Raw genomic sequence first — 16,355 nt, forward strand, 5'->3', positions numbered from 1 at the left:
TTATGAAAAACCTATCTGAAAAATTCGCAACTTTTAGCCAAGACTTTAGAAATGTTCACCAAGAAGCGAAAAAGCAAGGCTTTGTCAATATTATGAAACTCCTGTGGAAGGACCTTTTTGTAGGACGCACAGCCTTTCAATGGATCTATCTCCTGCTTCTTTCCAGTGTTCCCTTCTTCTTAGAATGGACCAATCGGACAGGACAGCATGATTGGCTGGGACTGTTTGCCTCTTGGACAGGCATTGTTTGTGTTATCCTGGTTGCCGAAGGACGTGCGAGTAACTACCTTTTTGGAGCAGTGAATTCAGCGATCTACCTCGTTTTAGCCCTCAATAAGAACTTCTACGGGGAAGTTCTGACAACTCTTTATTTCTTCATCATGCAACCAATCGGCCTTTATGTTTGGCTCTCTAATCGGATCAATGATCAAGGTAAGGTCGAAGAATCTCACTTTGAAGCCAAGAAATTGAACTTGATTGAGTGGATGCGCTACTTGGCCTTGTGTGCTGTGATTTGGATTGGTATGGGCTTCGCGTATCAGAGTATCCATAGCGCTCGCCCTTTCCGTGATAGTATCACCGATGCGACCAATGGGGTCGGCCAGCTCCTAATGACCCGCCTTTACCGGGAGCAATGGATCTTCTGGATTGCGACCAACGTCTTTAGTATCTATCTCTGGTGGGATCAGAGTCTTCACATTCAAGGGATGTACTGGGTTTACACCCTCAATAGTCTAGTGGGCTGGTACCAATGGACCAAAGCCCTCAAGAAGGAGGTGGCTTAGATGGCAAGTCTCTCAATTCCAGCAGGAATGACGGAGAAAGAGTATTTTGAGACGGCCGCTAGTGAAGCAGACTTTCTCAAGTGGTACAAGGAGCAAGACCTGCCGACTTATGAAACTCCAAGTGTCACAGCGGACATGGTAGCTTACTGTTTTGTTGAAGGCAAGCTCAAGCTCTTAGCCATTCGCCGCAAGGCCCACCCTTATCAACACCGCCTCGCCTTGGTGGGGGGCTTTGTGAACAAGGATGAAGATGCGACCCATGCCTGCATCCGAGAAGTCAGAGAAGAAGTTGGGCTCGATCTGCCAGTGAATAAGGTGGAGCAGCTCATGACCGTTTCCACCCCTGGGCGGGACCCCAGAGGCTGGGTCATTACCATTGCCCATCTGGTCTATCTGCCAGCAGAAGCAGTAGACTTAGCCCACGCAGGGGACGATGCCAAGGAAGTCGTTTTTCTCGATGTCGATTTCAAACAGTCACAGTGTTTGCTTGATGGAGAACCCTTAGCTGCTTCTGATTTTGCCTTTGACCACTACCAGATTATTCAAGAATCGATCAAGCGGATTCAGGGGCGTCTGGATTGGAATCCAACCTTCCTCTATCTGTTAGAGGAGCCCTTCACCGTCTATGAAGCGACGGAGTTGGTTAACCTGATCAATCCAGGACGCCCCATCGTTAGCAATAACTTCCTCGTAAAATTCGGAGAATTCGTGGAAGAAGTGGGTGTCAAGCGGGTACCTAAGAAAAAACCGCGCAAGACCTATCGCTTAAAACAGTAGGTAGAGTCGCGTTCTTTCCGGAAATGAGAGTGGGACAGAAATCGGTAATTCGTTAGAATTCGATTTCGTCGTCCCACCTCCGCACAGTTGAGTGGGTCTGTAAAAGCTGATGAAATCAGCGTAGTAGAGCCCACTCAACCACTGCGTCTTGCTCAACAATCCAAAAATAATTGAGAGGCTAGGACTTTTGTCCCAGCCTCATTTTTTTGTTCTAGTAAGAAATATTTAAAAATATGTCAAAAATAGTTGACATTTTATATTCAGAATACTATACTATAGTCAAATATATGCGACATTCATTGAATAGGAGGAAACATGAACCGTGTGAAAGAATTCCGCAAGGAATTGGGCATGTCTCAACTCGAACTTGCTAAGGATATCGGTGTCTCAAGGCAAACCATCAACATGATTGAAAACGACAAGTACAATCCGACCCTGGAACTCTGTCTCAATCTCGCTCGTACCCTCCAAACAGACCTTAATAGTCTCTTTTGGGAAGATGATTTTTAACAAAAAGGAAAAAGAAAATGAAACAAGAAACTTTTACTGAAAAACTGATTAAACGCACATATGGCATTTCTGGACCACTTGATGAACACAAACGACGCGAGGCAGATCGCATTGGAAATAAGGTCTTTATGGTCCTCTTTTACCTGATGATATTTGGCAATCTCATTCCCTTTGTCCTTGCTTATAAGTATCCTCAGGTTGTCGCTTTTGGTTATCCAATCATTATCCTTCTGGTTTCTATGGTTTGTGCTATCTATGTCAGCACTCAAACTAAAAAAACAGGTATTACTGCTATTGATCCTGATATGTTGAGCCAAAAAGAAAGCAAACAATTGCGCTACCCTGGTCTTAAAGCTGGTCTGCTCTATGGAGTTTTTATGTTCTTTGGAATACCACTTCTCAATGTCTTAACGGATAATAGCAAGAACTATTTTACCTATCTTTTCAATCTAGGTCATTTTATATCAATCCTTTTCGCAGCTTTCTTCTTCGGATTGGTGATGCAAATTATCGTCTGGCTTCGCATTCGAAAAGCCAAAAATGATCAAGACGACGATTAGGAGGAAGCTTATGAAATCATTACAAACTTTAATCTTCAGTCATATTTTAGTTAGCATCTTTGTTACCTTTTTCCTAGTCTATGGCCAAGTTACGCGTCCTTTTCTGATCATTTTCCTTTTAGTTCTTCCAGTCTTGAATAAGGGACAAAGATTTCAGAAAATCACATCAAAAAAAATACGCTTCTTGAACGCATCTCTCTGCTTTATCCTCGTATCTCTCCCACAACTGATAACGAATTCTATGGATTGGAGATATCTCCTATTTCTAACCATCTGTATTATTTTTAGTCTCATTTATATCTATACTCTCTATCAACTCTTTAAAGAAGGCAAACAATGTTTTTAAGAGGTCACTACCATGAAAAAAGAAGATAGGACAACGGACTTATTTTGAACTTTCTTTCACGAACTACGAAAGTTATGAATTAGGATTCTCTTAGCACTATACTGTGATAGGAAAACTCTAATTATTGATGATCTTGATGTAAACCACTTGTTTGATGAGTGGTTGTGATTGATTTTCAATACTCAGCTATGGTGCAAAGTGGTATAATAAAAATAATTGAAACCACAAGGGACAAGACTATGGAAGAAAAAATAATTTTACCACAAAATACACGACTGATGGGGGCTCTGCTTGGTTTTATCGGAGGAGGTCTCGATGTCTTTTGCCACATGCACTACCGGAGTTTGGTCGCAACACAAACTGGGAACCTCTTACTCCTTATCGCTGATTGGCACGATCCTCGTGTTGAAAATACCATCATGCGTTTTTCATCTATTATATTTTTCTCGATCGGCTTTCTGGTTGCCCTCCATATCAAAGAATATCGCAAGACAGCCTTTTGGCGGACCAAGATGTTGCTTCCTTTATTTGTGGTGACGCTTCTAATTCCCTTGGTATCTGTTATACCGCCCATCGAAGTCCCCTTTATTGCTTTTGGAACAGGGATGATGATGTTGACCTTTACAGGGAGCTTGATTGAAAACCACCCTTATGTGATCTTTATGACTTCCGGTAATTACCGCAAGATGTTGACAGCCTTGTACCGAATCGCTCGAGGTGAGGGGAATTTGGTCGAGTATCGCAGACAGGCGATGAATTACGGGATTGTTGTTGGAAGCTTTGTTGCGGGAGCTATTAGTGTCGCCATCCTCATGCATTTCATTCACCAATGGGCCATCTGGCTGATCACAGTGAACCTCTTTTTGATCATGACCTACTACACCGCCAGAGTCAAACAACTCGGCCTGCAAACAGATAATCTATAAAAACAGGACCTCATGCGAGGTCCTGTTTTTTGTGTTCCTATGCTTTTAATTGAAGAAGTTCTTCAATCTCTGCTAGAGTGCTAGCTTGCGAGATGGCTCCGCGGAGTTTGGCTGCGCCAGAGGTTCCACGAAGGTAGTGAGGGGCAAGTCCGCGGAATTCACGAACGGCAATGTGCTCACCTTTGAGATCGATCAAGCGTTTCAAGTGTTCGTAAGCGATCTTCATCTTGTCTTCAAAAGTCAAATCAGGCAGAATTTCTCCTGTTTCAAAGTAGTGATTGATTTGGTTGAAGAGATAAGGATTGCCCATAGCAGCGCGACCAATCATGACCGCATCAGCACCGACTTCTTCGATCCGTTGTTTGGCATCTTGAACCGTACGGATATCTCCGTTCGCGATAAATGGAATCTTAGTTAGGGCCTGTGCAACCTTGTGAAGGGTCTCAAGGTCCGCATGACCCGTATACATTTGCTCTCGAGTCCGTCCATGCATGGCGAGGGCAGAGACACCTGCGGCTTCAGCAGCAAGGGCATTTTCAACTGCTAGGGAAGGATCCGACCAACCCGTCCGCATTTTAACAGTGAGGGGGATATCGAGGACGGATTGAACCTTATTGATGATGGAGTAGATCTTGTCTGGGTCCTTGAGCCACATCGCACCAGCCTCGTTCTTGACGATTTTATTCACCGGGCAACCCATGTTGATATCGACGATATCGGTCTTGGTATTTTCTTGGATAAATTCAGCTGCGCGTGCCAGGCTATCTTCGTCACTTCCAAAGAGTTGGATCGATACAGGGTTTTCTCCTTCATCGATATGGAGCATGTGAAGCGTCTTTTCATTGTTGTACTGGATTCCCTTGTCAGAGACCATTTCCATCACAACGAGCCCTGCCCCCAGTTCTTTGGCAATGGTCCGGAAAGCTGAGTTGGTCACTCCGGCCATTGGGGCTAGGACGGTACGGTTAGGGATTTCGACATCCCCGATCATAAATGGCGTATTAAGATTTGTCACGAATGAGTTCCTCCAAGTCATTTTCGTCAAAGTGGTAGTGTGTTTGGCAGAATTGGCAGGTAATCTCTGCACCGTGATCTTCATCTTTCATCTCTTCTAGATCACTAGCTGGCAGACTTGCTAAAGCGTTCAAAAAGCGCTCACGGTTGCAGTCGCACTGGAAGCGAAGTTCTTCTTCAGAGAGGCGTTTGAAAGGTTCATCCCCATAGATAGCAGAAAGAAGAGCTTCAATATGATCTTCAGATTCCAAAAGTGTTGAAATAGCAGGCATTTCTTGGATGCGTTTTTCAAAGCGCGCGATTTCTTCTTCCTTGGCATTTGGCAAGACCTGAAGCAAGAAACCACCAGCCACCTTGACCTTGTCTTCGTCATCCAACAGAACATTGAGTCCAACTGCAGAAGGTGTTTGTTGGCTTTCCGTCAGATAAAAGGCCAGGTCTTCTCCGATTTCACCTGTGACAAGAGGGGTCATGGAGTTATAAGGATTGCCCGTACCATAGTCAGTGATGACCAGGAATTCTCCGTTTCCGACAAATGGTCCCACCAGGACTTCACCAGTTGCTGTCTTCTTGATATCCACTCCAGGATTTTGTACGTAGCCTTTAACATTTCCCTTGGTGTCTGCCACGGTGATGATGGCTCCGAGTGAGCTAGTCCCAAGGACTTTGACCGTAATTTTAGTATCTCCTTTCTCGTTTGCTGCCAAGATTTGACTGGCAATGAGGGTACGGCCAAGTGCGACCGTGGAGCTAGCTTGTGTATGATGTTTTTCTTGGGCTGTTCGTACAGTTTCTGTACTGTCTAGTACATAGGCACGAAAAGCGCCGCTTTCTGAGATAGTTTTAATAATTTTGTCCATACCTACTATTTTAGCACAAATCAAGCAAAGTGGGGACAAGGAGAATTCCGAAAATCAGTCGTTTCAGAAGAAGGACAGGAAGAAAAGAAAATTCCGAACGTTATTTTTAGAAAGAAGCAATTTCCAAGTAAAAGACGAGTTTCATAGAGAAGTTGGTTTAAAAAGGAAGGAGAAAAATAAACGATAGCTGAGTGGATCTTGAAAAAACATTAAAAATTGCTTATAATAGAGTGTAAGACAAACTTGCAGGTGAGACTCCTGCCCTTAGTTTGAAGAAAGGCATAGATAGGCAACTATCTATGGTATATGAAAAAGAATTATGACATCAGTTGTTGTAGTAGGAACCCAATGGGGTGATGAAGGAAAAGGGAAGATTACAGACTTCCTATCAGCCAATGCAGAAGTCATTGCTCGCTATCAAGGTGGGGACAATGCCGGGCACACCATCGTAATCGACGGCAAAAAGTTCAAGTTGCACTTGATTCCTTCTGGTATCTTCTTCCCTGAAAAGATCTCTGTCATCGGAAACGGCGTGGTGGTCAACCCTAAATCATTGGTCAAAGAGTTGGCTTATCTTCATGAAGAAGGTGTGACAACGGACAGTTTGCGCATTTCAGACCGCGCCCATGTTATCCTTCCTTACCATATCGAATTGGACCGTCTCCAAGAAGAATCTAAAGGAGACAACAAGATCGGAACGACGATTAAAGGGATTGGCCCAGCCTACATGGACAAGGCAGCGCGTGTGGGAATCCGGATTGCGGACCTTTTGGACCGTGACGTCTTTGCAGAACGACTTCGTATCAACTTGGAAGAAAAGAACCGTCAATTTACCAAACTCTATGATGCAGAGGCTCTTTCATTTGACGATATCTTCGAAGAATACTATGAATATGGTCAACAAATCAAACAATATGTAACCGATACTTCTGTCATCTTGAACGATGCTTTGGATAACGGCAAGCGCGTGCTCTTTGAAGGAGCCCAAGGGGTTATGTTGGATATCGACCAAGGAACTTATCCATTTGTTACTTCATCAAACCCTGTTGCAGGTGGGGTGACCATCGGATCAGGTGTCGGCCCAAGTAAGATCGACAAGGTTGTCGGTGTATGTAAAGCCTATACCAGCCGTGTTGGTGATGGACCATTCCCTACGGAGCTTTTTGATGAAGTGGGGGATCGGATCCGTGAAGTCGGTCATGAGTATGGGACAACAACAGGTCGTCCACGTCGTGTCGGTTGGTTTGACTCAGTTGTCATGCGCCATAGCCGTCGTGTTTCAGGAATTACTAACCTAAGCTTGAACTCGATCGACGTTCTATCAGGCTTGGATACAGTGAAAATCTGTGTGGCCTACGACTTAGATGGCGAACGCATTGATCACTATCCAGCCAGCTTGGAGCAACTCAAACGTTGCAAACCAATCTATGAAGAATTGCCAGGTTGGTCAGAAGACATCACCGGTGTGCGCCACTTGGATGAGCTTCCAGAAAATGCCCGCAACTATGTCCGCCGGATCGGTGAATTGGTTGGTGTGCGCATTTCAACCTTCTCAGTCGGACCAGATCGTGACCAAACCAATATCCTTGAAAGTGTCTGGTCAAGTAAATAATTTAAAAAAGAGAGTGAGACAGAAATCGGTCATTCGTTAGAATTCGATTTCATCGTCCCACCTCCGCACAGTTGAGTAGGGCTGTAAAAGCTGATGAAATCAGCGTAGTAGAGCCCACTCAACCACTGCGTCTTGCTCGACAATCCAAAGACAATTGAGAGGCTAGGACTTTTGTCCCAGCCTCTTTTTGAAAGCAGAAAGAGGAAAAAATGTATCAAACGATTTTATTTGACCTAGACGGCACCTTGACCAATTCAGAACTAGGGATTACCAACTCGGTGGCCTATGCCTTAGGAAAATATGGGATTCAAGTGCCAGACAAGAAAGCATTGAGAGTTTTCATCGGTCCGCCCTTGCAGGAGTCTTTTGAGCGCTTTTATGGATTTTCTAAGGAAGAATGTTTAAAGGCCATTGACTACTATCATGAGTATTTTTCCGAAAAAGGCCTTTATGAAAATGAGGTCTATCTAGGCGTTCCTGACTTGCTGGCTTCTCTCAAGCAGGCTGGCAAACAGTTGATTGTAGCTACGTCAAAGCCTGAAGAATTTTCCATTCAAATTCTCAAACACTTTGGTTTGTATGATTATTTTGACTTTGTCGCTGGTGCGACCATGGATAGAAAACGTAGTAAAAAAAGCGATGTTATCCAGTATGCCTTGGAGCAAAATGGGATTACAGATTTGGCGCATACCATCATGATTGGAGACAGGGAGCACGATGTGCTTGGCGCTCAAGCGCAAAAGCTTGATTCTATCGGTGTCCTTTATGGCTTTGGAAGCAGGGAAGAATTGGAAGAAGCCGGCGCCACCTATATTGCTCAAGAAGTTGGCGAAATTGCAGCTTTTATAGGATAACCTTTTCCAAAATATTAAAAGTTGGAACTTTTCTAATCTGCTGAATATTGCTTTATTTAATATTTCTATCGGTGTATACTTACTGTACGTTAAGTCACACAGATTAAGAGGTGATAATATGAATTTGTCACGATATATATTAAAATATAGTACTGATGATGGTACGTTGTATTTTAATACTAAAACCAATCATTCATTTTTTCTTACGAATGAATTGAATAGAGTAGTCGACAGCAATGATGTGATTAGGAAAGAGTTTCATGCTTATCTTGATAAAAATAAATATTTAAGTGAGGGTGAGTATGAGGTCGAAAAGTATCTATCTAAAATAAGCGATACAGATGCTGAATTATTGGAACTAACAATTTTGACACATGGAGATTGTAATTTTCGGTGAAGGTTAAAGTGAATAACAAATTCGATGACAAAATGAATGCTAAACCTAGAGTATTTAACTATAATTGTGATTGTAAATAATCACGATTTTAAATAAATTAGAGAAGAGGGTTGTGCTAGCCCTCTATTTTGATGGATGATAATTATGAGAAATATTTATAAGTACATTGATAAGAAGTATCTTTTTCCTATTTTTTTAGGGCGTATTGTGAATAGTGGTTTGGTGTTGGCGCAACCTCTGATTTTAACGAAGGCCTTGAAGTTAGATCAAGACGGCCTTTCTTATGGAAAAATTCTCAATTTTGTTTTATTTGGTTTGTCTGTCTATCTTGTTATTTATAGTCTGATGCTGTTTTCAAACCATTCGCACAATATATTCCGAAGAGAAATCAACAAAAGTGTCCGTGCCCTTTTATTTAAGAAAGTCATATTGAATCCTAAATTTTCCAATGATGAAAAAGTTAGTCTGCTAACTCAAGATATGGAATATGTGGGCGATAATTATTTGGAAAATATAAATGTTATGGTGAGTTGGGGATTTGTCGCCCTTGTTACAGCCATTTATATTGTTTCACAAAATTTTCTCTTAGGACTTATTTTTGTCATTTTTACGATTATGAGACCTATTCCTCAGTTCATCATGAATCGTCGTTTACAAGATTCGGGAGACAGCTGGTCCAAGCTTAGAACGAAATTACATGGGCTTGTCTCGGATAGTATGCAAGGCAGCCAAACCTTACGGATTAATCAGGCCATGAGGCTGAATGAAGAGCGCGTGAATGATTTAAACGGAGAATATCAAAAAGCCATCCAAAGATTTTGTTTCACACATAATATTATTTTTTTCTTTAATGGATTTATGGTCTTTTTTAGTCAGGTTGTTCCTCTTGCTTTAGGCTTTTATTTGAGTTTACAGGGAAATTCTATTTCTATTACAAGCCTCATCTCTATGTATGTTGCTGCGGGGATGCTGGTAGAACCGATCCAAACTCTGATGTACAGTGCAGCCAATCTCCAAGGTGCCTTGCCGACTGCGAACCGCCTGTTTAAGATTATCGAGGAAGAACCTGATTTCGAAGAGACAAAGGATCAATTTGTTGAAAATCTCGAATCGTTGCGCTTAAATCATATTTCAAAAAGTTTTGCTGAACGTCAGCTTTTTTCTGATTTGACGGCGACGATTTCAGTAGGTCAGAAGGTCTTAATCAAAGGACCGAGCGGGTCTGGAAAGACGACTCTTTTTCGCTTGATTTTAGGAGAAGAAGTATGTGATGAGGGTGACATTTTCGTTCAGTATGATGGAAATCAAATAACGAGTCATTTCCAAGGGAATATCGGTTTAATTAGCCAGCATCCCTTCCTGTTTAACGATACTATCCGCTATAATCTAACTTTTGGTCAGCCTTTTCAGGACCATGAATTATTGGAGGTATTGGACCGAGTTGGCTTAATAGATGAATTTCAGGATATTTTGAATGTAGAAATTCATAATAATGGTGAAAACATTTCAGGAGGTCAGCGTGTCAGATTAGAGTTGGCTCGTTTTCTCTTACGCGAGAAGGATATTTTATTAGCGGACGAAGTGACATCAGCTTTGGACGAAAAAAATAGTCGTCTGGTTAGAGACCTAATCTTTTCTTTGCCGATCACGGTACTAGAAATAGCCCATCATATTGATGAAGAAGAGCGCTATGACCAAATCCTTGAGTTACGTAAAGGATGAGCGATGCCACAATAGTTGGTTCTGCGACAAAGCGGATAGTAGTAAGCCAGCAATTTGTCAGATATTTTTGAGATTCTAAGTGGTGATATTTCCAAAATCATCAATACTCAGAGAACTTAAGCTTTATTTAAGATAGGCCAGCTATACTAGAAGCATAAACAAAGACCTCCTAACTTTGTTTAAACCTCCTAAACTTTTTCATAATAATCTCCCATAAGAGTCGCCCAATCGGCGGCTTTTTTTGTGAGTCGTAAGCTGCCTATGGTATAATGAACAAAGAAACTAAAAGGAAGAAGGAAGAGATGGACTACACGATAGAGGAAAAAGCGATGTTTATGAGGGAAGCCCTGAAGGAGGCGGAGATTGCCTTGGCCCATGAGGAAATACCGATTGGCTGTGTCATTGTCAAAGACGGTGAGATCATTGGACGTGGCCACAACGCACGAGAGGAATTGCAACGAGCGGTCATGCATGCGGAAATCATGGCGATCGAGGAGGCCAATCAGCGTGAAAATAGCTGGCGCCTGCTGGATACGACGCTTTTTGTCACGATTGAGCCCTGTGTCATGTGTAGTGGTGCCATTGGTCTAGCTCGGATTCCCCAGGTGATTTACGGGGCGACCAATCAGAAGTTTGGTGGAGCAGGAAGCCTCTATGATATTTTGACAGATGAACGTCTTAATCACCGGGTGGAAGTGGAAACAGGAATCTTGGAAGCAGAATGTGCAACCATCATGCAGACCTTCTTCCGCCAAGGCCGAGAACGAAAAAAACAAGCCAAGCTCGCAGCCAAGGCCGAAACACAAGAATAAAAACCGGACCTTTGCAAATCGAACAAATTATGATATAATACCTATCGGAGCAACAGTTCTGCGTGAAGCGGGTCAGGGGAGGAATCCAGCAGCCCTAAGCGAAGTGAACTGTGTGCTCTTTTTCTATAGCTCTTAGTGAGGTAAGCCTGTAAGGCGCAACCGAACTTAGAGATATTGATCCTGAGGAGCGAAGCGACGTGAGGGCTATAGCGTAACATGAAATTAGCCTATAAGGCGCAACCGAGCTTAGAGATATTGATCCTGAGGAGCGAAGCGACGTGAGGGCTATAGCGTAAATGAAATTAGCCTGTAAGGCGCGACCGAGCTTAGAGATATTGATCCTGAGGAGCGAAGCGACGTGAGGGCTATCACTCACCAGAGTCATGTAGAAATGACTTTCTTATTCATAGAATAAAAGAGAAAAAATAGAGTTTCGTGAGAAGCTTCTTTTTTTGATTATCTAGCCAAAAATAGTGCAAATATGCAAACGATTGCTATTGCGTCGTTGCTTGATTTGTGAAAATAAAAAAATTAGCAAATGAAAACGTTTTACAGGATGGTTTCCCTTGATTAAATCCCAGTAAAGCGATATCATAGAGAAGAAGAAATTTTGGAGGAATAACATGTCTCATATTAAATTTGACTACTCAAAAGTTTTGGGTAAATTTGTTGCCCCACATGAAGTGGATTACATGCAACCACAAGTGACTGCAGCTGATGAATTGATCCGTAAAGGAACAGGTGCTGGTAGCGACTTCTTGGGTTGGTTGGACCTTCCTGAAAATTACGACCGCGAAGAATTTGACCGCATCTTGAAAGCTGCTGAACAAATCAAATCAGACAGCGATGTTTTGGTCGTGATCGGTATCGGTGGGTCATACCTTGGAGCCAAAGCAGCTATTGACTTCTTGAACCACCACTTTGCAAACTTGCAAACAAAAGAAGAACGCAAAGCTCCACAAATTCTTTACGCTGGGAACTCAATCTCATCTACTTACCTTGCTGACTTGGTAGAGTACGTAGCAGACAAAGACTTCTCAGTAAACGTGATTTCTAAATCAGGTACAACAACTGAACCAGCCATCGCTTTCCGTGTCTTCAAAGAACTCTTGGTGAAGAAATACGGTCAAGAAGAAGCAAACAAACGTATCTATGCAACTACTGACCGCCAAAAAGGTGCAGTTAAGGTTGAAGCAGATGCTAACGGTTGGGAAACATTTGTAGTTCCAGATGATATCGGTGGACGTTTCTCAGTCTTGACAGCAGTTGGATTGCTTCCAATCGCTGCATCAGGTGCAGATATCAAAGCCCTTATGGAAGGTGCGAACGCTGCCCGTAAAGAATACACTTCAGACAAACTTTCTGAAAACGAAGCTTACCAATACGCAGCTGTTCGTAACATCCTATACCGTAAAGGTTATGCAACTGAAATCTTGGTCAACTACGAGCCATCACTTCAATACTTCTCAGAATGGTGGAAACAATTGGCTGGTGAGTCAGAAGGGAAAGACCAAAAAGGAATCTACCCAACTTCAGCTAACTTCTCAACAGACTTGCACTCATTGGGTCAATTTATCCAAGAAGGAACTCGTATCATGTTTGAAACAGTTGTCCGTGTGGACAAACCACGTAAGAACGTGATCATCCCTACTTTGGAAGAAGACCTTGACGGACTTGGTTACCTTCAAGGAAAAGACGTTGACTTTGTAAACAAAAAAGCAACTGACGGTGTTCTTCTTGCCCACACAGACGGTGATGTACCAAACATGTACGTAACTCTTCCTGAGCAAGATGCCTTCACTCTTGGTTATGCCATCTACTTCTTCGAATTGGCCATCGCCCTTTCAGGTTACTTGAATGCAATCAACCCATTTGACCAACCAGGTGTTGAAGCCTACAAGAAAAATATGTTTGCCCTTCTTGGTAAACCAGGATTTGAAGAACTTGGAGCAGAACTCAACGCTCGTCTTTAATCAATAGACAAAACGACTTCGCAAGAGGTCGTTTTTTTACTTGTAAAATAATTTCATAAACTTTCCCCTTAGATCCAATTATAAAAACACTAATTAGTTATTATTCTTAATCATTTGCTAATATCATTTCTAAAATACTGATGATGCAGGCTTTCTAGCTAGGCGATAGCTAACGGCACGGATTTTATACTCAAATCCTTTAATATAAAAAGTTATTTGAACATAAAAGTTGTCATTTGTCGTTTCATATTATAAAATATAAAATGAATGAAAATATTTGAAAAAGGAATGAAAATTATGAAAAATAACTTGGCTAAATTCTTGTTACTTTCATCTATGCTTGGTGGTATGGCTATTGCTCACCCAGTTTCTGCGAATACAAAAGCTGCGATTTATGAGTACAAAAATGGTCAGCTAGACCTTGTTCAAAACCCAACATATGAAGGTTTCGAATCGAATCAGCTTTCTTTGAAATTGAAAACAGGTCGTGTCGATGTAGTGGGAGCGCGTGAAGGCAAGAAAGAAAGTGCGCATGATGCAGGAGCCTACCAATTTGCATTGATCTACAAATCTGAAGGTGGCGAAGAAGAGACCGTTGCTAAAGGGCAAAATACAGCTGATGGGACGATCGAATTTGATGACGTGGATCTCTCTGGACTGAATTCTGGAACTGTTAAACTCTACATTCGTCAAACTACAAAAGATGATGGTCGCTTCAAACAGTTGGATAATGGAGAAGGGGAAGTAACAGTGTCCCTTGCTTATGATGGGTCAGGACGCTTGATGGTGGATTCACTTGAAAGTTCAAACCCAATTTATCGTAATTTCATTACAGGCTATAAAAGTCCTGGTACAGATGGGTCGACTTCACCAAGTACAACAAGCCCATCCTCAAGTTCAAGTAGCTCAAGCAGTTCGTCTTCTAGCTCAAGTAGTTCCTCTTCTAGCTCAAGTAGCTCATCGAGCTCATCTTCAAGCAGCTCATCTTCAAGCTCCTCAAGTTCAACTTCTTCATCGAGCTCAAGTTCTTCTTCTAGTTCTTCCTCAAATTCAAGCGACTCAAGCAAATCTGTAGTTGGCCGTTTATTGCCAAAAACAGGTCAAGAAACAGGTGTCGTTTTGGCAACATTGGGCTTGCTCTCACTTGCAGGAATTGCTATTGTCTCCCTTCGCAAGAAATTTTAAGATAAGCATCTAAAAGGTCGGATATCTCTCCGATCTTTTTTAGTCCATCAAGACAGGAGTTGGTCCTTGCTTGGTTTTATGTTATAGTAGAAGAGAAGAATAAAAAGGAGAATTCGAAATGTCCGAGAAAGATCAAGAACAATTTATGAAACATACTCCCGTAGAGGGTGCGCCTCAATTTGATGTGGCTGCGCCAGCCTTTGTCCCAAAAGAAGAAGCCGAAGAGTTGGTCGTTCCAGAAGCTAGTGGCCTTTCAGTGACGGAGACGAAAGCAATGAAAGAAGAGGCAGAGCCAGCTATATCAGAAACTATGGAGCATCCAAAAGCAGATGAAGCAACTGTTGGAGAAAATCCAGATGTAGTTGCTGCTCCTCAACTGACTCCTCCATTCCAACCTGCGCCTCAAGCTCCTCAAAACATGGCAGCTGAACCAGTTGGTCCGCAAACAGTGCCTGTTCCTGAGACACCTATTCCACAAGCTCCTCTTTCTCCTGTTGGAAGACCGATGGATACTGCAGACAAGAAGGCGATTCGTTTTGCCCTTGGGATTTTAGTTGGGCTTCTTATCGGTGGAGTCAGCGGCTATTTAATTGGTCATGCTAGCCCTAGTACGTCACCATCTAGAAAGCAGACTTCTTGGTCAGGTAACCAGTCTGGTTCTTCTTCCAATATCGATTTGGAGCAATTGACCGCAGAAGACGCGGAAGCCAATTTTAGCTGGGAACAATCTGATATCGAGCAACTTCAGTTTTTGACCGGAAAGGATTCTGGGGAGACTCCTGAGGCAATGGTCGACGCTTATGGAAAGGCTAGTTCTGTCCAATTTGATAGTGGAGAATTGAAATTATTCTGGGATGATAACTCTTATAATAAAGAGGTCAAAGCGACCTACTCTAAGAAAGGAAAAGAATTACAGCTTGTCAAATTTGAGTTTAATCAATTTGGGAAAAATCTTACGGTTGAGGACAACTTTGCAGATGGATTCAAAGTTGGAAATAGTGAGACCGGTGCTGGAGGAACCTCTTACAAAGAGCTTTTAGAAAAATACGGTGATGCAGTCAATCTGACGGTGAGTTCATCTGATGATTCAGACGAGATAGAATTGGTCATGGACTTCCAAAAGAAAAACGGGGACTATGTAGATTTGACCTTTATTCGCCAAGAAAATGGAGATTTTCTCTTAAGCAGTAAAGACAGCTACTAAATAACTGAATAAAAGAAAGAGGCAAGCGCCTCTTTTTTGGGATAAGACGAGACAAATACGCTAATTTTCTATACAATAGAAAGAGTTTGAATAGAAAGAGCATGAAGGATGGAAGAAATGAAAGAGTGGATAGAACATCATAAGCGGATCCTCCAAAAAGCTGCAAGTGCTTTGCTGGCTTTTATGGTTGGTGTTTGCTTGGTGTTTATGATTCATCCAGTGAAAACCTTGCCCAAAGATCGCTTGTTGAGTTTGTCTCGCATGCAAGAAGATAGCCAGCGATTTGTTGCGTCTTCTTCCAAAGAGCCGGCTTTAGAAGACTTGTTGTCATTGGACCTTGCAAGGGAAGAAGGAAAGACGCAAAAAAATTGGGTGACTTTGTCTGCATTTGTCAAAAAATTTGGAAAAGCAGCGAGTTTTACACAAGAAGATACGAGTTTTGGAGCGCAAGTCCAGCTAGGCTATGGGACTCCTGTGCAGGGGATTCATCCTTATACCATAGAATTTCAAAAGCAGGATGATACCTTTTATTTGAACTCGATTCAAAGCTTTTCACCCAAGTCGGCTCACTATCAGAGCAAAAAGAACTTAAAACTGGTAGATTTTACAGGCTATCAGACGCTAGATGGAAAAAAGGAAAAAGGAACGTCAGTAGAAGATGTTTTGAAAAAATCAGGTCTTCCCAATTCTCTTAGTTTGACCTCTGCAAAGGACAAGCAAGTCTTAGCCCTGTCTTATCAGGTGACAGATGGACTGGTCTCTTTGACCTTTGAACGCGACCAGACTGGTCAGTATCGTTTGACGAAGAAGGGGTGAAG

17 protein-coding genes and 1 other RNA gene are annotated in these 16,355 nt (G+C 42.3%); 16 read left to right on the top strand and 2 right to left on the bottom strand.

Annotated elements, in window-relative coordinates; genetic code table 11:
• The first annotated feature begins 2 nt into the window (after positions 1 to 2).
• From pnuC to AC6IZR_RS01525, 6 genes are all read left to right on the top strand, one after another.
• Positions 3 to 785 (top strand): nicotinamide riboside transporter PnuC, encoded by a 783-nt coding sequence (pnuC, locus tag AC6IZR_RS01500; protein ID WP_070587866.1) that lies wholly within the window; start codon positions 3 to 5, stop codon positions 783 to 785.
• Positions 786 to 1,562: an NUDIX domain-containing protein gene (locus AC6IZR_RS01505; RefSeq protein ID WP_070587793.1), complete on the top strand. Its 777-nt coding sequence runs from the start codon at positions 786 to 788 to the stop codon at positions 1,560 to 1,562.
• A gap of 315 nt (positions 1,563 to 1,877) precedes the next feature.
• Positions 1,878 to 2,072, top strand: coding sequence for a helix-turn-helix transcriptional regulator (locus AC6IZR_RS01510; protein ID WP_021154050.1), 195 nt, complete (start codon positions 1,878 to 1,880; stop codon positions 2,070 to 2,072).
• A gap of 17 nt (positions 2,073 to 2,089) precedes the next feature.
• Positions 2,090 to 2,632: a DUF6773 family protein gene (locus AC6IZR_RS01515; RefSeq protein WP_070587796.1), complete on the top strand. Its 543-nt coding sequence runs from the start codon at positions 2,090 to 2,092 to the stop codon at positions 2,630 to 2,632.
• 10 nt (positions 2,633 to 2,642) lie between these two features.
• Positions 2,643 to 2,978 carry a hypothetical protein gene (locus tag AC6IZR_RS01520; protein ID WP_045759986.1) on the top strand — a complete coding sequence of 112 codons (336 nt, stop codon included), beginning with the start codon at positions 2,643 to 2,645 and terminating at the stop codon, positions 2,976 to 2,978.
• A 239-nt stretch (positions 2,979 to 3,217) separates the two neighbouring features.
• Complete coding sequence (locus tag AC6IZR_RS01525) at positions 3,218 to 3,904, top strand: YoaK family protein (RefSeq protein WP_070587799.1); 687 nt, start codon at positions 3,218 to 3,220, stop codon at positions 3,902 to 3,904.
• A gap of 37 nt (positions 3,905 to 3,941) precedes the next feature.
• On the opposite strand, the gene dusB is transcribed toward AC6IZR_RS01525, so the two are convergent.
• Together dusB and hslO are read right to left on the bottom strand one after the other, a co-directional pair.
• A complete protein-coding gene (gene dusB, locus AC6IZR_RS01530) occupies positions 3,942 to 4,919 on the bottom strand; it encodes a tRNA dihydrouridine synthase DusB (protein WP_003012894.1) in 978 nt (325 codons plus the stop codon).
• The gene (gene hslO, locus AC6IZR_RS01535; protein ID WP_070587802.1) at positions 4,906 to 5,778 is read right to left on the bottom strand and encodes an Hsp33 family molecular chaperone HslO; all 873 of its coding nucleotides are present in this window, start codon (positions 5,776 to 5,778) and stop codon (positions 4,906 to 4,908) included. Before hslO ends, dusB begins: the two co-directional genes overlap by 14 nt.
• A gap of 319 nt (positions 5,779 to 6,097) precedes the next feature.
• Here hslO and AC6IZR_RS01540 point away from each other — a divergent pair, with 319 nt between their 5' ends.
• The 10 genes from AC6IZR_RS01540 to AC6IZR_RS01585 all read left to right on the top strand — a co-directional run bounded on the left by AC6IZR_RS01540 (position 6,098) and on the right by AC6IZR_RS01585 (position 16,353).
• Positions 6,098 to 7,390 (top strand): adenylosuccinate synthase, encoded by a 1,293-nt coding sequence (locus tag AC6IZR_RS01540; protein ID WP_070587805.1) that lies wholly within the window; start codon positions 6,098 to 6,100, stop codon positions 7,388 to 7,390.
• A gap of 209 nt (positions 7,391 to 7,599) precedes the next feature.
• Complete coding sequence (locus AC6IZR_RS01545; RefSeq protein ID WP_003002091.1) at positions 7,600 to 8,244, top strand: HAD family hydrolase; 645 nt, start codon at positions 7,600 to 7,602, stop codon at positions 8,242 to 8,244.
• A 118-nt stretch (positions 8,245 to 8,362) separates the two neighbouring features.
• Complete coding sequence (locus tag AC6IZR_RS01550) at positions 8,363 to 8,641, top strand: hypothetical protein (protein ID WP_003009004.1); 279 nt, start codon at positions 8,363 to 8,365, stop codon at positions 8,639 to 8,641.
• Between the two features lie 144 nt (positions 8,642 to 8,785).
• On the top strand, positions 8,786 to 10,363 hold the full coding sequence (locus AC6IZR_RS01555; protein WP_049498605.1) for an ATP-binding cassette domain-containing protein: 1,578 nt from the start codon (positions 8,786 to 8,788) through the stop codon (positions 10,361 to 10,363).
• A 302-nt stretch (positions 10,364 to 10,665) separates the two neighbouring features.
• Positions 10,666 to 11,175 carry a tRNA adenosine(34) deaminase TadA gene (gene tadA / locus AC6IZR_RS01560; protein ID WP_497848644.1) on the top strand — a complete coding sequence of 170 codons (510 nt, stop codon included), beginning with the start codon at positions 10,666 to 10,668 and terminating at the stop codon, positions 11,173 to 11,175.
• A 39-nt stretch (positions 11,176 to 11,214) separates the two neighbouring features.
• Positions 11,215 to 11,309, top strand: an RNA gene (gene ffs, locus AC6IZR_RS01565) — signal recognition particle sRNA small type.
• 489 nt (positions 11,310 to 11,798) lie between these two features.
• On the top strand, positions 11,799 to 13,148 hold the full coding sequence (locus AC6IZR_RS01570; protein WP_497848645.1) for a glucose-6-phosphate isomerase: 1,350 nt from the start codon (positions 11,799 to 11,801) through the stop codon (positions 13,146 to 13,148).
• Positions 13,149 to 13,445: 297 nt separating this feature from the next.
• A complete protein-coding gene (locus AC6IZR_RS01575; protein WP_497848646.1) occupies positions 13,446 to 14,333 on the top strand; it encodes an LPXTG cell wall anchor domain-containing protein in 888 nt (295 codons plus the stop codon).
• A gap of 118 nt (positions 14,334 to 14,451) precedes the next feature.
• Positions 14,452 to 15,537, top strand: a complete 1,086-nt coding sequence (locus AC6IZR_RS01580; RefSeq protein ID WP_070587812.1) for a hypothetical protein — start codon at positions 14,452 to 14,454, stop codon at positions 15,535 to 15,537.
• A gap of 108 nt (positions 15,538 to 15,645) precedes the next feature.
• Positions 15,646 to 16,353: a hypothetical protein gene (locus tag AC6IZR_RS01585; RefSeq protein ID WP_497848647.1), complete on the top strand. Its 708-nt coding sequence runs from the start codon at positions 15,646 to 15,648 to the stop codon at positions 16,351 to 16,353.
• Positions 16,354 to 16,355: the final 2 nt, after the last annotated feature.

The organism is Streptococcus mobilis, from assembly GCF_059727625.1.

Coding starts and splice junctions, on each gene's coding strand:
- pnuC (WP_070587866.1), top strand. CDS start 3: ATGAAAAACCTATCTGAAAAATTCGCAACTTTTAGCCAAGACTTTAGA.
- AC6IZR_RS01505 (WP_070587793.1), top strand. CDS start 786: ATGGCAAGTCTCTCAATTCCAGCAGGAATGACGGAGAAAGAGTATTTT.
- AC6IZR_RS01510 (WP_021154050.1), top strand. CDS start 1,878: ATGAACCGTGTGAAAGAATTCCGCAAGGAATTGGGCATGTCTCAACTC.
- AC6IZR_RS01515 (WP_070587796.1), top strand. CDS start 2,090: ATGAAACAAGAAACTTTTACTGAAAAACTGATTAAACGCACATATGGC.
- AC6IZR_RS01520 (WP_045759986.1), top strand. CDS start 2,643: ATGAAATCATTACAAACTTTAATCTTCAGTCATATTTTAGTTAGCATC.
- AC6IZR_RS01525 (WP_070587799.1), top strand. CDS start 3,218: ATGGAAGAAAAAATAATTTTACCACAAAATACACGACTGATGGGGGCT.
- hslO (WP_070587802.1), bottom strand. CDS start 5,778: ATGGACAAAATTATTAAAACTATCTCAGAAAGCGGCGCTTTTCGTGCC.
- AC6IZR_RS01540 (WP_070587805.1), top strand. CDS start 6,098: ATGACATCAGTTGTTGTAGTAGGAACCCAATGGGGTGATGAAGGAAAA.
- AC6IZR_RS01545 (WP_003002091.1), top strand. CDS start 7,600: ATGTATCAAACGATTTTATTTGACCTAGACGGCACCTTGACCAATTCA.
- AC6IZR_RS01550 (WP_003009004.1), top strand. CDS start 8,363: ATGAATTTGTCACGATATATATTAAAATATAGTACTGATGATGGTACG.
- AC6IZR_RS01555 (WP_049498605.1), top strand. CDS start 8,786: ATGAGAAATATTTATAAGTACATTGATAAGAAGTATCTTTTTCCTATT.
- tadA (WP_497848644.1), top strand. CDS start 10,666: ATGGACTACACGATAGAGGAAAAAGCGATGTTTATGAGGGAAGCCCTG.
- AC6IZR_RS01570 (WP_497848645.1), top strand. CDS start 11,799: ATGTCTCATATTAAATTTGACTACTCAAAAGTTTTGGGTAAATTTGTT.
- AC6IZR_RS01575 (WP_497848646.1), top strand. CDS start 13,446: ATGAAAAATAACTTGGCTAAATTCTTGTTACTTTCATCTATGCTTGGT.
- AC6IZR_RS01580 (WP_070587812.1), top strand. CDS start 14,452: ATGTCCGAGAAAGATCAAGAACAATTTATGAAACATACTCCCGTAGAG.
- AC6IZR_RS01585 (WP_497848647.1), top strand. CDS start 15,646: ATGGAAGAAATGAAAGAGTGGATAGAACATCATAAGCGGATCCTCCAA.